This window comes from Ferrimonas lipolytica, from assembly GCF_012295575.1.
Taxonomy (GTDB): Bacteria; Pseudomonadota; Gammaproteobacteria; order Enterobacterales; family Shewanellaceae; genus Ferrimonas; species Ferrimonas lipolytica.
Genome location: NZ_CP051180.1, coordinates 2,627,484 through 2,642,453, shown reverse-complemented (window position 1 = coordinate 2,642,453; position 14,970 = coordinate 2,627,484). Strand labels below are relative to the sequence as shown.

The following is a 14,970-nucleotide window of genomic DNA, read 5'->3' as shown; positions in this document are numbered from 1 at the left end:
GATCCACGGAGTAAAGGAATGCTGGAAAAAAAGATGAACATCGCCGATTTCGATCCGGAGTTGTGGAATGCGATGGAAGCAGAGCGAGTGCGTCAGGAAGAGCACATTGAACTTATCGCCTCTGAAAACTACACCAGCCCGCGTGTACTTGAAGCGCAAGGTTCGCAGCTAACCAATAAATACGCTGAAGGTTACCCAAACAAGCGTTATTACGGCGGTTGTGAGCACGTGGATGTGGCTGAGCAACTGGCCATCGATCGTGCCTGTGAACTGTTTGGTGCTAGCTACGCGAACGTGCAACCACACTCAGGTTCACAAGCTAACTCCGCGGTATTTATGGCGCTGTTGAATGCTGGCGATACTGTTCTAGGCATGAGTTTGGCTCACGGTGGCCACCTAACTCATGGTGCTTCGGTATCGTTCTCTGGCAAGATCTACAATGCGGTGCAGTACGGTATTACCCCTGAAAGTGGCGAGATCGATTACGCCGAAGTGCGCGCTATGGCGATCGAACATAAGCCGAAGATGATCATCGCCGGTTTCTCTGCATACTCTGGCATCGTTGATTGGGCTAAATTCCGTGAGATCGCTGATGAAGTTGGCGCCTATCTGTTTGTAGACATGGCTCATGTCGCCGGTTTGATTGCCGCAGGTGAGTACCCGAACCCGCTGCCACACGCGCATGTAGTTACCACCACCACCCATAAAACCTTAGCGGGTCCACGTGGCGGTTTGATCTTGTCAGCAATTGATGATGAAACCATCTACAAAAAGCTGAACTCTGCTGTTTTCCCTGGCGGTCAAGGTGGCCCACTGTGTCACGTTATCGCAGCGAAGGCTGTGGCCTTCAAAGAAGCGTTACAGCCTGAGTTTAAGATCTACCAAAAACAAGTAGTGAAGAACGCTCAAGCGATGGCCGACGTGTTTATTAACCGTGGTTACAAAATCGTTTCTGGCGGTACTCAGAATCACCTGTTCTTGTTGGATCTGATCGACAAAGATATTACCGGTAAAGATGCTGATGCTGCCCTTGGCCGCGCCAACATCACCGTGAATAAAAACTCGGTGCCAAATGATCCGCGCAGCCCGTTTGTCACCTCAGGTTTACGCATTGGCACTCCGGCGTTAACCCGCCGTGGTTTTGCTGAGTCAGAAGCCCGTGAGCTGACCGGTTGGATCTGTGACATTCTCGATAACTTTGGTGATGAAACCGTGGTTGAGCGAGTTAAATCTCAAGTGGTTGAGTTGTGTAAACGTTACCCAGTTTACGCATAAAATTACTTTAGTTAGATTAAAGGCCCGCAACTGAGCGGGCTTTCTTATTTTTCGAACTTACCGAGCAAAGTAAAATTCGGTATGATCTGCAATAATTTCAATGCATAAATTCCATTAGCGGAGGCGCCATGCACTGCCCATTCTGTGCAGCCACAGACACCAAGGTGATCGATTCTCGGTTGGTTGCAGACGGTCATCAAGTGCGCCGTCGTCGCGAGTGCCTTACCTGCCACGAGCGCTACACCACCTTTGAAACCGCCGAGTTGGTAATGCCCCGCTTGATTAAGACCGACGGTACGCGCCAGCCCTTTGATGAAGAGAAACTTCGTCGCGGGATCCTCCGTGCTTTAGAGAAGCGCCCGGTCAGCTCAGAGCTGATTGAGCAAAGCATCTCTAAGATTAAGTCAGCCATGCGTGCCACCGGTGAACGTGAAGTGGGATCCGATATGTTGGGCAACTTGGTTATGGAGCAATTGTTGTTGCTGGATAAGGTTGCCTATATCCGTTTTGCCTCGGTCTATCGTGCCTTTGACGATCTTGCCCAGTTTGGGGAAGTGATTGCCAGTTTGGACAAACGCTAATGTTTTCAACCATTGATGCTCAGCACATGGCTCGAGCACTGCAACTGGCTAAGCGCGGGTTGCTGACAACGCGGCCAAACCCTCGGGTTGGCTGCGTTATTGTTAGAGGTGATCAAGTTGTTGGTGAAGGCGCGCACCTGAAAGCGGGTGAGCCACACGCGGAAGTGCATGCCTTGCGCGCCGCTGGCGATGCCGCTCGTGGTGCTACCGCCTACGTTACCCTAGAGCCATGCAGTCATTACGGCCGTACGCCACCCTGTGCTGAAGCACTTATTAAGGCTGGCGTCGCCCGTGTGGTTGCGGCCATGGTTGACCCCAATCCACAGGTTGCTGGTCGTGGTCTAAAGATGCTGCAAAATGCCGGCATCGAGGTTAGTCACGGGCTGCTTCAGGCACAAGCCGAAGCGCTTAACCCTGGTTTTATTAAACGGATGCGGACTGGTTTCCCATTTGTCACCATTAAATTAGCGGCCTCGGTTGATGGCCGCACGGCTTTGGCTAACGGCGAGTCGAAATGGATCACCGGTCCAAAGGCTCGACAAGACGTACAACGGCTGCGAGCTCGCTGTGACGCAATTATCACTGGCGCCGATTCAGTGCTTATTGATGACCCATCAATGAACGTACGTCACAGCCAACTAGGGCATTGGCAAGCTAAACTAGAGCCACAACAGTTACAGCAACCTTTGCGGGTAGTAATTGATGGACGGGCTCGTTTAGCACCGCCATTACAATTACTGCAGTGCGAAGGCGAGATATTGCTGGCCACAACCGAAGAATATCAGTGCCAATGGCCTGAAGCGGTGTCGACCTGGCGTAGTGCTCCTCATAACGGCAAGGTCGACTTAATCTTGCTGATGATGGAGCTGGGCAAGCGCGGCATTAACGAGGTACTGGTGGAAGCTGGTGCTAGCCTTGCAGCGGCCTTTATTAAGGCGGAGCTGTGGGATGAAATTGTGCTCTATCAAGCGCCTAAGCTTATGGGCAATCCAGCTCGAGGCTTACTTGAGCTGCCTGAATTTGCGCAGATGACCGAAGCGGTTAGCCTGCAATTTAACGATATACGTCTGGTTGGCGGCGATTTGCGCCTGAGCTTAACCCGACGGGAGAGATAAACTACGTGTTTACCGGAATCATTGAAGCGGTTGGCAACATTCGCAAAATGGAACATCGCGGCGGCGATCTGCATATGACCATCGCCACCGGCAAGCTGCCGTTAGATGACGTGCAATTGGGTGACTCCATCGCCACCAACGGTGTGTGTTTAACCGTGGTGAGCATGGGGGCTGACCATTTCGTTGCCGACGTGTCTGCTGAAACCCTCGACTTGACTAAGTTCACCAGTGCCAATGTGGGTGATAAGGTCAACCTAGAGCGGGCGGTAACCCCAAGCACTCGCTTAGGCGGTCACTTGGTTAGTGGCCACGTTGATGGCGTTGCTACCGTCGAGCGTCGTGAAGTGCGAGCTCGAGCGATTGAGTTTTGGATCCAAGCGCCAGCAGAATTGGGCCGTTACCTGCCGCACAAAGGCTCGGTAACCGTCGATGGTGTTAGCCTCACCATTAATGAAGTTGATGGGGCGCGCTTTCGCTTAACCATCGTGCCGCATACCGCTGGCGAAACCACATTAATTGATTTAACGCCGGGCGATAGTGTTCATCTTGAGGTGGACTTGATTGCCCGTTACCTAGAAAAATTGATGCAGCCACAAGCTGATGTGCCTGCGTCTGGCTTAACTCTCGAGACTTTGGCCCGTAGCGGCTTTGTGAAGTAAAAGGAATCTATCACCATGGCGCTTAACAGCATCGAAGAGATTATCGAAGATATCCGTCTAGGTAAGATGGTTATTTTGATGGACGATGAAGATCGTGAAAATGAAGGTGATCTGATCATGGCCGCTGAAGCCGTGACTCCAGAAGCAATCAACTTCATGGCCCGCTTTGGTCGTGGCCTGATCTGCATGCCAATGAGCGCAGATCGCTGCGATCAGTTGGGGTTGCACCAGATGGTGAGCCGCAACACCGAACAGTTTGCCACCGCGTTCACTGTATCGATTGAAGCAGCCCAAGGTGTAACCACTGGGATCTCTGCATCCGACCGGGCGGTTACTATTCAAGCGGCGGTAGCCAAAGATGCATCACCTGCTGATTTAGTTCAGCCTGGGCACATCTTCCCGTTGCGTGCTAAAGATGGCGGCGTCCTTAACCGTGCTGGCCACACTGAAGCGTCGGTTGATTTGGCGCGTTTGGCTGGTTTTGAATCCGCTGCAGTGATTGTTGAAATTCTGAATGAAGACGGCACCATGGCCCGTCGCCCAGAGTTGGAAGTGTTTGCCGCTGAGCACAACATGAAAGTGGGTACCATTGCGGACTTGATTGAGTATCGTAACCACAATGAAACCACCATCGTTAAAGAGACTCAGTGTAAATTACCGACCAAACACGGTGAGTTTGAGTTAACCCTGTACCGCGACACCATCGACAACCAACAGCATGTTGCTTTGGTAAAAGGTGAGATCGGCGAGGAGACCTTAGTGCGCGTTCACCTTGGGGATCCACTGCGTGATCTACTTGGAGCAACCCATAAAGGCGCGAGTAGCTGGCCGATTGAAGACGCCATGGCCAAGATTGCTGCTGAAGGTGGTGTCATGGTGTTGGTGGGGCGTGAGCATCAAGAGCAAGATATGCTCGAGCAGATTGAACAGCTGGCACGTTTGCAATCCGGTAACGAGATTGGCCAACGACCAGCTCATGAGGCACCGCGTACTGTTGGTGTCGGTTCACAAATTTTGGCGGATCTTGGTGTAACTAAGATGCGTTTATTGTCTGGCCAGACACGATATCACTCGCTCTCTGGCTTTGGTTTGGATGTGGTTGAATACATTCACGAATAGGCAGCAAGTTTATAATTCTAGGCTCAATCAGCTGAGATAAAACCGGCTTCGGTCAAGGCTTCCAAACAGCGCTATAGTAGCTTTACAGCGGGTTTTGGTCATGCCAACGAGGTTGGTTTTAATCGGCGCCGGTTCAACACTGGTAAGGGCCACTGCTTTGAACAACAATTTAATGTAGTTGGTATATGTTCAACGGGCGTAAATTTTTATACCCGTTGTGCTATTATGTCGCCACTTTTTTGCCCGTTAACGGGCTCTAAGATAGAAAATGGAAATAATATGAAGGTTATCGAAGGTAACATCGAAGCCAAAGGCGCTAAAATTGCCTTGGTGGTATCCCGTTTTAACAGCTTTGTCGTGGACAGCCTGACCGAAGGTGCTATCGACACCCTTAAGCGTTTCGGCCAAGTAAACGACGAAGACATCACTGTTGTGCGTGTACCGGGTGCCTTCGAACTGCCATTGGCGGCACGCCGCTTGGCAGCGAAAGGTGAATTTGATGCCATCGTGGCACTGGGTGCAGTGATCCGCGGCGGTACGCCACACTTCGACTTTGTCGCAGGTGAGTGTAACAAGGGACTGGCCCAAGTGATGCTAGAGTTTGATACTCCAGTAGCATTCGGGGTGCTAACTGTAGACACCATTGAGCAAGCCATCGAGCGCGCCGGTACCAAAGCTGGTAACAAGGGCGGTGAAGCTGCCCTGGGTGCGCTAGAGATGGTTAATGTCCTAAACCAGCTGGCCGACTAAGGCCTGATTGGAGAGTTGTGTGAAGCCTTCTGAGCGTCGTAAAGCCCGTCAACTGGCGGTACAGGCCCTCTACTCCTGGCAGATGAGCGGTAATCCCGTTGCCGATGTAGAGCAAGAGTTCTTAACTGAACAAGATACCAGTGGTGCTGATGTAGCCTACTTCCGTGAACTGCTGGCTGGCGTTGCTAACCAAGCAGATAACTTAGATACCAAACTGAAGCCTAACTTGGCCCGTTTGGTTGAAGAAGTAGACAACTTAGAGCTGTCGGTATTGCGCTTGGGCGCATATGAACTGATGTATCGTGACGATGTGCCATACAAAGTGGCTATCAACGAAGCGATCGAGTTGGCGAAAGTTTTTGGCGCTGAAGAGAGCCATAAATTCGTGAATGGTGTGCTGGATAAGCTCGCTATCTCATTGAATCGTCAAAAAGGCTAACCGTTTTGTCTAAGTGCCATTAGGCACGTAGTGACGACAAGGAGTACGGCCACATTACGATGTGGCCGTCTGACGTTATGAGTACTGGTGAATTTTCTATAATTGAGCGCTTCTTTACCCTCCGCCGTAACCGTAAGGATGTGGTTGTCGGGGTTGGGGATGATGGCGCTGTTCTCGCTGTACCTACTGGCCATCACTTGGTGGTTTCCACCGATACTTTGGTGAGCGGTACCCATTTTTTCCCGGACATCGATCCTGAAAAGCTGGCTTTCAAAACCGTGGCGGTAAATCTCAGTGATTTAGCGGCAATGGGGGCTGAACCAGCTTGGATGACGCTGGCAATTACGTTGCCAGAGATCGACGAAGATTGGTTGGATGAGTTTGCCAAAGGTCTCGAGTACGCCAGTGATTACTATGGCGTTTCGTTGGTCGGTGGTGACACTACCCGCGGGCCATTAAGCCTCACCGTTACCATTCATGGCACTGTACCTGAAGGACGCAGCTTGCGTCGCGATGGCGCCAAGATTGGTGATTGGATCTACGTGACTGGTGCATTGGGTGACAGTGGAGCAGGGCTACAAGCGCTGTACGCCAAGGAAACGGGAGCGCAATGGCAACCGTTTATTGATCGTCACCTTACCCCAAAACCTCGTTTAGCCGCTGGTATCGCTTTGCGTGGTATTGCTACTGCAGCGATGGATCTATCTGATGGCTTAAGCTCCGATCTGGGCCACATATTGGAAGCGTCCGGCGTCGGTGCACAGATTGAGTTAGAGCGGGTGCCGTTGAACCCAACCTTGATTGAGTTGGTTGGCCGTGAACAAGCGCTGCAACATGCGCTAAGTAGTGGTGAAGATTATGAGCTGCTGTTTATGGTTTCTGACAGTGATAACGGCGCGCTATCTACCATGATGGCCGAAACGGGCAATCAGGCTATCTGTATTGGGCAGGTGGTTGCTGGCAATAGCATCACTTATCGCCAAGATAGCGAGGTGATGTCGGTGGCTAGCACCGGTTATAACCATTTTGAGGAGCTGCAATGAGTCGTTTTGCTGGGATCTCAATGGCTAATCCAATTCACCTGTTGGCTTTTGGCTTTGGGTTGGGACTCGCGAAAAAAGCCCCTGGTACCTTTGGTACCTTAGCGGCTTTCCCATTTTTCCTGCTGATGCAGGAGCTATCGTTAGTTGCCTACGCCGGGATTGTAGCGGTGATGGGCATAGTCGGCATCTACCTGTGCGATCGTACTGCCAAAGACATGGGCGAGCACGACAACCCTGCCATTGTGTGGGATGAAGTGGTTGGTATGCTGATTACTATGGCGGCATTGCCAAGTGGTTGGCACTGGTGGCTAATTGCTTTCATCGCCTTTCGCTTTTTTGACATCATTAAGCCTTGGCCTATTCGCTTACTAGACCGTCATGTCCATGGTGGCTTTGGTATCATGATTGATGATGTCTTAGCGGGTTTCTTTGGTCTGGCGGTAGTGCAAGCGTTAGCCTACTACTTATAGCTGCAACTTGATCTAAAAAGCCTGACTTCGGTCAGGCTTTTTGCTTTCTAGTGGGGGGACACTAACGGCTTAGCGTACGATCACGCTAACAAGTGTCTTAAATAGTAACCAGCAAAATTCAAAAGTTTTCATTCTGTGTCTCTTTGCAACTGGGTTAATTAAAGCCACGATATCTTCCTAAGCCATTTGGTGATATTGCACTTTAGTGTAATACCAAGCGTAGTTAATATTTGCTCAACCAGCAGAGAATTCGATAGTTTTTGTCTCAAGCTAACCTCAGCTTTGATTGAGGCCAAGCTGCCGCTGTTTCTTTTTGGTTAACCCCAGCGAGACGATCCGATGAGACTCAGTCAGGTAATAGCGTAGCTCCTCGTCGGTACTTGGGCTGCTATCGAAGTGCTGGATCCACTTCATTCCTCTGGTTGCAAAATAGGGCGCTGGTCGGTATCCCGGCTGCTCGCTGAGAAATAGATAGTTGTGCTCCGACGCCTTAAAGATAAACGCCGGCTTACTCTTATCGTTACTCCAGCCGCCGATGGCAAAGACCTTGTCGCCGACCTTCCATACATGGGCGTTATTCCATTGCATCACGTAGGAGCTGGCTGGCAGTGACTGACATAACTGATTGAATTGGTCGTAGGTCATGCGCTTCCTAGGGCTGTGTACCAATTAAGTGTTGTTCTTTCCAAGGCTGTTAAAGCACTGGCTAGTCGAGTCGCGATACAAGGGTAAAACACTACCGCTATTGATCTTCTGCCGCATTGGAGCAGTTCAGCGAAGCGTTTTGGAGTGCGACCTAAGGCAAAGGGGGCGAAGCTCCCCCCTAATGCATACAAACCGCGACAGAGTCCCCTAAAAGCTCCGAAATCGGTGAAGCCGAAGGCTTAAGATAAACTTCAACAGCTAACTGCGACACAGCCCTTCCTAGTGTGGGCAAAGGGGGGCCTCAATCCTAATCTATTTTTAGCGTCCGTTATCGTCACTCTTCGGTGGCATCGGCAACAATAAACTCCGGCTCAAGCAGAGCAAATAGTTGCACAAATTGCTGAGTTAGTTTGTGTTTAGGGGCAAGGTAGATCAATGGGGTTTGGGCGTGATGAGACTCGCGCATCTTCACCGAGCTAGACAGTTTGCTATCTAAAACCGGGATCCCTTGATTCGCAATAAGTTGCTGGACCAATTGCTGCGGTAACTTAGCTTGTGGGTTGAACTGGTTAACAACGATGCCTTCCGCCGTCAATCCGGGATTATGGTCGCTCTTTAGCTCAAGTAAGTTGGCCATAAGGTGATCGATGGCTTGAGCTGAAAAACCGTCACAGTCGAATGGGATTAATACGCTGTCGGCGCCAATGAGGGCAGACTTAGAATAGAAATTAAAGTTCGGTGGGGTGTCGATGTAGATCCGATCGAATTGCTGCTCTAGTTCAGTCAGTGCATCTCGAATCTTAAATATTTTGTAGCGACTTTCCAGCTCCCGTTCAATATCGGCAAGCTCTGGACTTGCAGCCAATAGATACAGGTTTTCAAACTGAGTAGGTTGGACAAAGTCGATAGCCTCTTTGGGCGAGGCAAACCAGCCAACGGTTTGTTTAAGGAAGTCGCTGATACCTGCAGCACGTTGTGGTTGAGTTTGATCGAACCCCAAGTAATGGCTGCTGTTAGCTTGGCTATCAAGATCAATAACCAGCGTCTTCAGCCCAAACGCGGCGCTGATTGCGGCCAGATTGACGCTAATGCTGGATTTACCTACGCCACCTTTTTGATTGAACACCACTCTTTTCATGCATTGTCCTTTGCTTAATGAGTCAATCACGTCAACGGTTTGACCATAAAATACTCACTCTACTGTATCTTAACCACGGCATAAAGATGTTGATCGAACACAAACGAATGCAGCTCATAAGAGTGTTCGCCACCGCAACGAGCGCGAGAGGTTTGCTCGCCGCATTTGATGCGGTTAGTTCGCGATTTAACCGCAATTTTTTATCTTGATCGCAAAAATGGATAGCGAACTCGATTCGCTGCTCTGCGTGGTTGCGTCTAAAATAACACTTGGTCATTATGCCAAATGAGAAAGTAGGAGAAACCCGATGACAGAACAACAACAACAGCAATTAAACGCTCGAGCCGAGGTGCTTAAGGCGTTAGCACACCCAACCCGATTATGGTTGGTAGAGCAGTTGCAGCAGCAAGAGCGTTGTGTCTGTGATCTCACTGATGGCGTTAATGCCGATATTTCAACGGTGTCGAAGCATCTGTCGGTATTGAAGAATGTGGGCATCGTTAGTAAGCGCCGTGACGGCAAACAGATATTTTATCGGCTCGAAACCCCATGCCTGAACAGCTTGTTTGGGTGTATCGAGAAGGTAATCAGCAATAACGTACAAGCCCAAGTTGCCATGATGGGTTAGCAATAACCTAAGTGGTGTTAGCCCATTGCTGCTGGAGAGCAATAATGTCGATTAAAAGTACATTGTTAATGATAATGACACCGTTGGTATTGCTGGTTGGGTTGATGTCGATGGGCTCAAACGCCAATCCTAAAAATATCGATATTAACTATCAACCAACTCCAATAGAGCTGACTAATAATCAGCAGCTTAATGTCTATTACTTCCATGGTAACGCGCGCTGTGCAACCTGCAAACGTATTGAAAAGTACACCGTGGAAGCGTTGCAACAAGGCTATGGAGTACAGGTTGGTAAAGGTGCTATCGAGCTAAAAATCGTTAACCTTGAAGAGGCTGAGAACGAGCACTTTATTGACGACTTTGAGCTAGTCACTCGTTCAGTGGTGCTTGAGCTGGAACTAAATGGCCAGCCACAGCAGTGGCGTCGCCTTGACCGAGTGTGGGAGTTAGTGACCGCAGAGCAGTCCTTTATTGATTACATCTACGCTGAGATGGCCGTTATTACCGCCAACGTTGCGAACGGCTAGTAGCACGCTAATCGGGGTTGCTGCAGTTCGAGTTAAAATTTTGAACTCGTCTAAGTAATAACATTGGTTTTAGCTGTGTTTGCACACAGCACTGCTTTATATATTTGGTCATTGCGCCAAATAAGAAAGTGAATGAGTTGATGCAGCCATTAAGGGTAAGTCAAAGACAGTAATTTTATTGATGTTGGTCGCGTCATTGCGATAGCGCACCTGCATTGAAAAACAATATGCCGGCCGGAACGGTTTGGTTGAAGTCATTGTGGAGTAAAACATGAAAATTGAGATCCTTGGTTCTGGCTGTAAAAAATGCACTAATTTGGCTGCCGAAGTAGAGCGTGTTGCCACCGAGTTAGCGATTCCGTTTGAACTGGAAAAAGTAACTGATATGGCGCAAATCATGGGCTATGGCGTGATGTCGACTCCAGCGATTGTGCTCAATGGTGTAGTTGCCAGCGCCGGTTCGGTGCCTGCTGCAAATGCGATTGCCGAGCTACTTAACAACGCTAACGGCTAATACCAATGACCATTAACGGAGTTTTCATGAATCTACAATCCTACTTGTTGAAGGCATGTGCGCCGCTGCTAATAGTGTTTGGTTTGTTATCAACGCCAGCTCAGGCCGGTAATGACACCAACATTAACTATCAGCCGGTACCTATCGAACTGGCGGCTAACCAGCAGCTCAATGTGTATTACTTCCACGGCAATGCGCGTTGCACTACCTGTAAGAAGATGGAGCGCTATACCGTAAATGCGATGCAGCAGGGTTATGCAAGCCAGCTTGAGCAAGGCCAAGTTAATGTAAAGATCACTAACCTCGAGCAGTCTCAAAACTACCATTACATTCAAGATTTCGAGCTGATCACCCGTGCAGTGGTGTTAGAGATTGAACAGGATGGTAAGCCAATAGCTTGGCGTCGTCTGGATGAGGTGTGGAATGCGGTAACCAGTGAACAACGCTTCACCGATTACATCTACGCCCAAATCGGCATCATCATGCTGGGGGAAAACCATGGTTGAATGGGCGCTCATACTCAGCAGTGCCCTGTGGTTTGGGGTACTTACCTCGATCTCGCCGTGTCCACTGGCAACCAACGTAGCGGCGGTTTCATATCTGAGCAAACAGGTTGAACAGTCATCGCAGTCATTGTGGATGGGTATGGCATACAGCGCTGGGCGCATGGCCAGTTATGTATTGCTGGCTACCTTGCTGCTGCATACGGCTTTATCAGCACCGCACTTATCGGCTTTTTTGCAATCGCAGATGAACATGGTGTTGGGGCCGGTATTGTTGCTAGTTGGGGCTTGCTTATTAGGCTGGGTCAGTATTCCAACCCCCAATTGGTCGATCTCAAATGCAGTACAACAACGCTTGGCAAAGAAGGGCCAATTAGGAGCCTTCGGCTTAGGTGGTTTGTTTGCCTTATCGTTCTGTCCTACCTCGGCGGCGCTGTTTTTCGCTTCACTACTGCCGCTGGCGGTCGCGAATGACTCAGCGCTTATTGTTCCGGCAGCCTATGGCATCGGTACCGCGGCGCCGGTAATGGTGCTGGCGCTGTTACTGCACTTTGGCACTATGCAGGTGGGCAAGATGTTTCAGCAGCTAAGCGTGATTGAGAAGATAGCGCGAACCATCTCTGGGGTGATCTTTATTGCTGCCGGTGGATACTACTGCTGGTCTTACTTAGTCCCGCTGTTGAGATAGCATTATGTTAGCGTGGTTTACGGTTTTAGCTGATTGGTTAGCCTACGACATACTTGGGTTATCGCCAGAGACCCAGCTTGGGCATGCGGTGCACTTCTTTATTGAAGACACCACCAAGATTTTTGCCCTGTTGGTGGTGATGATATACGCCATCGGTTGGTTACGAGCATCGCTCAATGTGGAGCGAGTACGCGGTTACCTTGCCGGTAAGCCTAAGGTTATTGGTTACGGCTTAGGGGCGGGGTTTGGTGCAATTACGCCGTTTTGCTCTTGCTCCAGTATTCCGGTGTTTCTTGGCTTTACCTCTGCGGGTATTCCGGTGGGGATCACCATGGCGTTCTTGCTGACGTCCCCCCTTATCAATGAAGTGGCTATCTTGCTGTTGTTTAGCCTGTTAGGTCTGAAACTAACGCTGTTGTATGCGGTTACCGGTATTGCCATTGGTATGTTTGGCGGTGCCTTGCTTGACGCCCTTCGAGCTGAGCGCTGGTTGCAGCCATTAGCGGCCAAAGCTTACGAGGTGGGGCAGCAATCAGCAGCGGCGCAGCAGCAAGAGCAACCACAGGGCGCGGTAACTTGGGCTGAACGGCATGAGTTTGCGAAGCACGAAACTGGCGAGATCTTTGGCCGGGTATGGAAGTGGGTTGTTATTGGGGTGAGCTTAGGCGCGGCGCTGCATGGTTTTGTGCCTGCTGGCTGGCTCGAAGCTAATCTTGGAGATGGTCAGTGGTGGTCGGTACCGTTGGCAGTGTTAATGGGCATTCCCCTATACGCCAACGCTACTGGGGTTATTCCAGTGCTGGAAAGCTTGCTGATGCAAGGGGTACCACTGGGAACCACGCTAGCATTTTGCATGAGTACCGTTGCGGCCAGTTTCCCTGAGTTCGTGATGTTGAAACAGGTTATGCAGTGGCGTCTACTGGCGCTGTTATTCACCCTATTATTGGTGTCGTTTACTGTGATGGGGTGGGTGCTGAACCTCTCCGCCTAAGCTGTGGTGAGTAAAACAGAGTATGCCGCTGCTGCAGTTATTCAGCGGTAAATACTACAACGCCCACATTACGTGGGCGTTGTTCGTTTAGCGCTGCTGTTACGCAGTGACCATGGGCGCAGACGGCCGCACTAATGGCTTAGCGTTGATCGGCAGGTGCAGTATTGCCGCGACAAAGGCTAATACCACTGTGCTCCACCAGATTGGCTCGTAGCTGCCGTAGTAATCGTAGATGCGGCCACCGACCCAAGCCCCTAAGAAGCTGCCGACTTGATGGGTAAAGAACACCAAACCGTACAGGGTCGACATGTACTTGGCACCGAAGATCTGCCGCACTAAACCGGAGGTCAGTGGCACGGTTCCGAGCCAACAGAAGCCGATGGCAGCACCGAAAATTGTGGCGGTATTAACGGTGACAGGCAAGGTGACGAAAGCAGCGATGACTGCGGTACGCAACAGGTACAGTGAGGTCATGACGTAACGCTTGTCGTAGCTGTCGCCCATCAAACCCCAGAAGTAAGAGCCGAAAATATTGAAAATGCCAACGTAGGCTAATGCCAGTGCCGCGGTATCGGCCGGTAATCCCTTATCCGCCAAATAGCTTGGCAGGTGGGTAGCGATAAACATGACGTGGAAGCCGCAGACAAAAAAGCCCATATGGATAAGCCAGTAACCCTTGTGGTTAAAGGCTTCTTGCAGTGCTTCGCGTAGACTTTGTTTATCTTCTGCGATCGCTACGGCGGCTGGGTTAGCTTGGTTGTTGGTCTTCATAAATGAAGCAAACGCCACCATTGCACAGCAACACAGGGCAAAAAACTGCATTGCGGTTTGCCAGTCGTAGTCGGCTAATAGCGACTGTGCACCTGGGATCACCGCAAACATACCAAAGGAGCCGGCAGCAGTGGTTAAGCCAAAGGCCTTAGCTGTATGCTCAGCGGGCACCACTCGGGCGATGGCACCCAATACGATGACGTAGCTGGTGGCACTGAGGCCGAGCCCGACTAAGACCCCAAGACTGATAAACAACATGTTCGGTTCTTGGGTAATGGAGGTCAGGTATAAGCCGGCGCCATAGGCGATGGCACCGAGGCCAATAATTCGTTTGGCACCAAAGCGGTCAGCAGCCATGCCAACGAATGGTTGGAAAACGCCAAACAGCAAATTTTGAACCGCAATAGCGAGGCTGAAAAACTCGCGGCCGGTACCGAAGGTATCGACAATCGGAGTCATAAATAGACCAAATGATTGGCGGATCCCTAAACTGAAGATCAGGGTGGCAATTCCCAACCAAACTAACACTGGAAAGCGGAAGATACTCATTAATGGTGACTCATATGGTGGCCAGCGTGGGGATCGCTAGCGGGGTGTTGATGATGGTGTGCATGGTCGCTTGAGCTGCTATCACCTTGGTGGCAACCAGCTTCAACGGCGTTTTGAGACAGAGCATCACGCAACGGTTGGCAGTGGTGAACAAACACCAAGGCACAGATCAGCGCCAATGCCCAACGGCTAAGTTGTGCAGGCAGGGATTGACTTAACATCACCGTTCCAACAATGGGGAAAAAGAGGGCGAAATTGTATGCAGTGGTGGCTTTATCGGCAAAGATTATGTCGCAATGATCACGTTTTTTGTGAAGTACCTAGCAGTATGAATGTAGCTACTGCGCGGATAAAAATTGGCCGTGTGCCAATTAAGTGTTGTTCTTTCCAATGCAGTTAAAGCACCGGCTAGGCGAGTGTTGAGCCAAGGGCAAAGCACTACCGCCGTTGCTCTTGTGGCGCATTGGAGTTGCCCAGCGAAGCGTTTTGGACTGCGACCTAAGGCAAGGGGGGGCCATCGCTACATAACCCTTAAGAGTACTGCAATCGGTAGAGTCGCAGGCTT

The 14,970-nt window shown here is 50.4% G+C and carries 19 protein-coding genes; 15 read left to right on the top strand and 4 right to left on the bottom strand.

What is annotated here, in order from left to right; genetic code table 11:
- Positions 1 to 18: 18 nt before the first annotated feature.
- The 9 genes from glyA (at position 19) to HER31_RS12080 (ending at position 7,451) form a co-directional block, all read left to right on the top strand.
- Entirely contained in the window at positions 19 to 1,275 is a 1,257-nt protein-coding gene (glyA, locus tag HER31_RS12120) for a serine hydroxymethyltransferase (RefSeq protein ID WP_168660831.1), read from the top strand.
- Between the two features lie 128 nt (positions 1,276 to 1,403).
- Positions 1,404 to 1,856 (top strand): transcriptional regulator NrdR, encoded by a 453-nt coding sequence (gene nrdR / locus HER31_RS12115; protein WP_168660830.1) that lies wholly within the window; start codon positions 1,404 to 1,406, stop codon positions 1,854 to 1,856.
- On the top strand, positions 1,856 to 2,971 hold the full coding sequence (gene ribD / locus HER31_RS12110) for a bifunctional diaminohydroxyphosphoribosylaminopyrimidine deaminase/5-amino-6-(5-phosphoribosylamino)uracil reductase RibD (RefSeq protein WP_168660829.1): 1,116 nt from the start codon (positions 1,856 to 1,858) through the stop codon (positions 2,969 to 2,971). Before nrdR ends, ribD begins: the two co-directional genes overlap by 1 nt.
- Before the next feature lie 5 nt (positions 2,972 to 2,976).
- The gene (locus HER31_RS12105) at positions 2,977 to 3,630 is read left to right on the top strand and encodes a riboflavin synthase (RefSeq protein WP_168660828.1); all 654 of its coding nucleotides are present in this window, start codon (positions 2,977 to 2,979) and stop codon (positions 3,628 to 3,630) included.
- A gap of 15 nt (positions 3,631 to 3,645) precedes the next feature.
- Positions 3,646 to 4,749, top strand: a complete 1,104-nt coding sequence (gene ribBA, locus HER31_RS12100; protein ID WP_168660827.1) for a bifunctional 3,4-dihydroxy-2-butanone-4-phosphate synthase/GTP cyclohydrolase II — start codon at positions 3,646 to 3,648, stop codon at positions 4,747 to 4,749.
- 279 nt (positions 4,750 to 5,028) lie between these two features.
- Entirely contained in the window at positions 5,029 to 5,499 is a 471-nt protein-coding gene (gene ribH, locus HER31_RS12095; RefSeq protein WP_168660826.1) for a 6,7-dimethyl-8-ribityllumazine synthase, read from the top strand.
- A 19-nt stretch (positions 5,500 to 5,518) separates the two neighbouring features.
- Positions 5,519 to 5,938 carry a transcription antitermination factor NusB gene (gene nusB, locus HER31_RS12090; protein ID WP_168660825.1) on the top strand — a complete coding sequence of 140 codons (420 nt, stop codon included), beginning with the start codon at positions 5,519 to 5,521 and terminating at the stop codon, positions 5,936 to 5,938.
- Between the two features lie 59 nt (positions 5,939 to 5,997).
- Positions 5,998 to 6,981 carry a thiamine-phosphate kinase gene (gene thiL, locus HER31_RS12085; protein ID WP_238786819.1) on the top strand — a complete coding sequence of 328 codons (984 nt, stop codon included), beginning with the start codon at positions 5,998 to 6,000 and terminating at the stop codon, positions 6,979 to 6,981.
- A complete protein-coding gene (locus HER31_RS12080; protein ID WP_168660824.1) occupies positions 6,978 to 7,451 on the top strand; it encodes a phosphatidylglycerophosphatase A family protein in 474 nt (157 codons plus the stop codon). Before thiL ends, HER31_RS12080 begins: the two co-directional genes overlap by 4 nt.
- 276 nt (positions 7,452 to 7,727) lie before the next feature.
- On the opposite strand, the gene HER31_RS12075 is transcribed toward HER31_RS12080, so the two are convergent.
- Together HER31_RS12075 and HER31_RS12070 are read right to left on the bottom strand one after the other, a co-directional pair.
- Positions 7,728 to 8,096 carry an MmcQ/YjbR family DNA-binding protein gene (locus HER31_RS12075; protein ID WP_168660823.1) on the bottom strand — a complete coding sequence of 123 codons (369 nt, stop codon included), beginning with the start codon at positions 8,094 to 8,096 and terminating at the stop codon, positions 7,728 to 7,730.
- A 334-nt stretch (positions 8,097 to 8,430) separates the two neighbouring features.
- Positions 8,431 to 9,234, bottom strand: coding sequence for a ParA family protein (locus tag HER31_RS12070; RefSeq protein WP_168660822.1), 804 nt, complete (start codon positions 9,232 to 9,234; stop codon positions 8,431 to 8,433).
- Positions 9,235 to 9,541: 307 nt separating this feature from the next.
- Between HER31_RS12070 and HER31_RS12065 the strand changes: the two genes are divergently transcribed.
- From HER31_RS12065 to HER31_RS12040, 6 genes are all read left to right on the top strand, one after another.
- The gene (locus HER31_RS12065) at positions 9,542 to 9,862 is read left to right on the top strand and encodes an ArsR/SmtB family transcription factor (protein WP_168660821.1); all 321 of its coding nucleotides are present in this window, start codon (positions 9,542 to 9,544) and stop codon (positions 9,860 to 9,862) included.
- A gap of 44 nt (positions 9,863 to 9,906) precedes the next feature.
- On the top strand, positions 9,907 to 10,389 hold the full coding sequence (locus tag HER31_RS12060; RefSeq protein ID WP_168660820.1) for a nitrophenyl compound nitroreductase subunit ArsF family protein: 483 nt from the start codon (positions 9,907 to 9,909) through the stop codon (positions 10,387 to 10,389).
- 271 nt (positions 10,390 to 10,660) lie between these two features.
- Positions 10,661 to 10,903 (top strand): thioredoxin family protein, encoded by a 243-nt coding sequence (locus tag HER31_RS12055; RefSeq protein ID WP_168660819.1) that lies wholly within the window; start codon positions 10,661 to 10,663, stop codon positions 10,901 to 10,903.
- 26 nt (positions 10,904 to 10,929) lie between these two features.
- Complete coding sequence (locus tag HER31_RS12050; RefSeq protein WP_168660818.1) at positions 10,930 to 11,409, top strand: nitrophenyl compound nitroreductase subunit ArsF family protein; 480 nt, start codon at positions 10,930 to 10,932, stop codon at positions 11,407 to 11,409.
- Positions 11,402 to 12,094, top strand: coding sequence for an aromatic aminobenezylarsenical efflux permease ArsG family transporter (locus tag HER31_RS12045; protein ID WP_168660817.1), 693 nt, complete (start codon positions 11,402 to 11,404; stop codon positions 12,092 to 12,094). Before HER31_RS12050 ends, HER31_RS12045 begins: the two co-directional genes overlap by 8 nt.
- Positions 12,095 to 12,098: 4 nt before the next feature.
- Positions 12,099 to 13,085, top strand: a complete 987-nt coding sequence (locus tag HER31_RS12040) for a permease (protein WP_168660816.1) — start codon at positions 12,099 to 12,101, stop codon at positions 13,083 to 13,085.
- A 99-nt stretch (positions 13,086 to 13,184) separates the two neighbouring features.
- Here HER31_RS12040 and HER31_RS12035 read toward each other — a convergent pair whose 3' ends face one another.
- Both HER31_RS12035 and HER31_RS12030 read right to left on the bottom strand, forming a co-directional pair.
- A complete protein-coding gene (locus tag HER31_RS12035) occupies positions 13,185 to 14,405 on the bottom strand; it encodes an MFS transporter (protein WP_168660815.1) in 1,221 nt (406 codons plus the stop codon).
- Complete coding sequence (locus HER31_RS12030) at positions 14,405 to 14,626, bottom strand: hypothetical protein (protein WP_168660814.1); 222 nt, start codon at positions 14,624 to 14,626, stop codon at positions 14,405 to 14,407. Before HER31_RS12030 ends, HER31_RS12035 begins: the two co-directional genes overlap by 1 nt.
- Positions 14,627 to 14,970: the final 344 nt, after the last annotated feature.

Excerpts from the sequence above, each read along its gene's own strand:
- HER31_RS12075 (WP_168660823.1), bottom strand. The coding sequence starts at position 8,096 with ATGACCTACGACCAATTCAATCAGTTATGTCAGTCACTGCCAGCCAGC.
- HER31_RS12055 (WP_168660819.1), top strand. The coding sequence starts at position 10,661 with ATGAAAATTGAGATCCTTGGTTCTGGCTGTAAAAAATGCACTAATTTG.
- HER31_RS12045 (WP_168660817.1), top strand. The coding sequence starts at position 11,402 with ATGGTTGAATGGGCGCTCATACTCAGCAGTGCCCTGTGGTTTGGGGTA.
- HER31_RS12050 (WP_168660818.1), top strand. The coding sequence starts at position 10,930 with ATGAATCTACAATCCTACTTGTTGAAGGCATGTGCGCCGCTGCTAATA.
- HER31_RS12035 (WP_168660815.1), bottom strand. The coding sequence starts at position 14,405 with ATGAGTATCTTCCGCTTTCCAGTGTTAGTTTGGTTGGGAATTGCCACC.
- HER31_RS12080 (WP_168660824.1), top strand. The coding sequence starts at position 6,978 with ATGAGTCGTTTTGCTGGGATCTCAATGGCTAATCCAATTCACCTGTTG.
- ribD (WP_168660829.1), top strand. The coding sequence starts at position 1,856 with ATGTTTTCAACCATTGATGCTCAGCACATGGCTCGAGCACTGCAACTG.
- HER31_RS12070 (WP_168660822.1), bottom strand. The coding sequence starts at position 9,234 with ATGAAAAGAGTGGTGTTCAATCAAAAAGGTGGCGTAGGTAAATCCAGC.
- HER31_RS12065 (WP_168660821.1), top strand. The coding sequence starts at position 9,542 with ATGACAGAACAACAACAACAGCAATTAAACGCTCGAGCCGAGGTGCTT.
- HER31_RS12030 (WP_168660814.1), bottom strand. The coding sequence starts at position 14,626 with ATGTTAAGTCAATCCCTGCCTGCACAACTTAGCCGTTGGGCATTGGCG.
- HER31_RS12060 (WP_168660820.1), top strand. The coding sequence starts at position 9,907 with ATGTCGATTAAAAGTACATTGTTAATGATAATGACACCGTTGGTATTG.
- nrdR (WP_168660830.1), top strand. The coding sequence starts at position 1,404 with ATGCACTGCCCATTCTGTGCAGCCACAGACACCAAGGTGATCGATTCT.
- HER31_RS12040 (WP_168660816.1), top strand. The coding sequence starts at position 12,099 with ATGTTAGCGTGGTTTACGGTTTTAGCTGATTGGTTAGCCTACGACATA.
- glyA (WP_168660831.1), top strand. The coding sequence starts at position 19 with ATGCTGGAAAAAAAGATGAACATCGCCGATTTCGATCCGGAGTTGTGG.
- ribH (WP_168660826.1), top strand. The coding sequence starts at position 5,029 with ATGAAGGTTATCGAAGGTAACATCGAAGCCAAAGGCGCTAAAATTGCC.
- thiL (WP_238786819.1), top strand. The coding sequence starts at position 5,998 with ATGTGGCCGTCTGACGTTATGAGTACTGGTGAATTTTCTATAATTGAG.
- ribBA (WP_168660827.1), top strand. The coding sequence starts at position 3,646 with ATGGCGCTTAACAGCATCGAAGAGATTATCGAAGATATCCGTCTAGGT.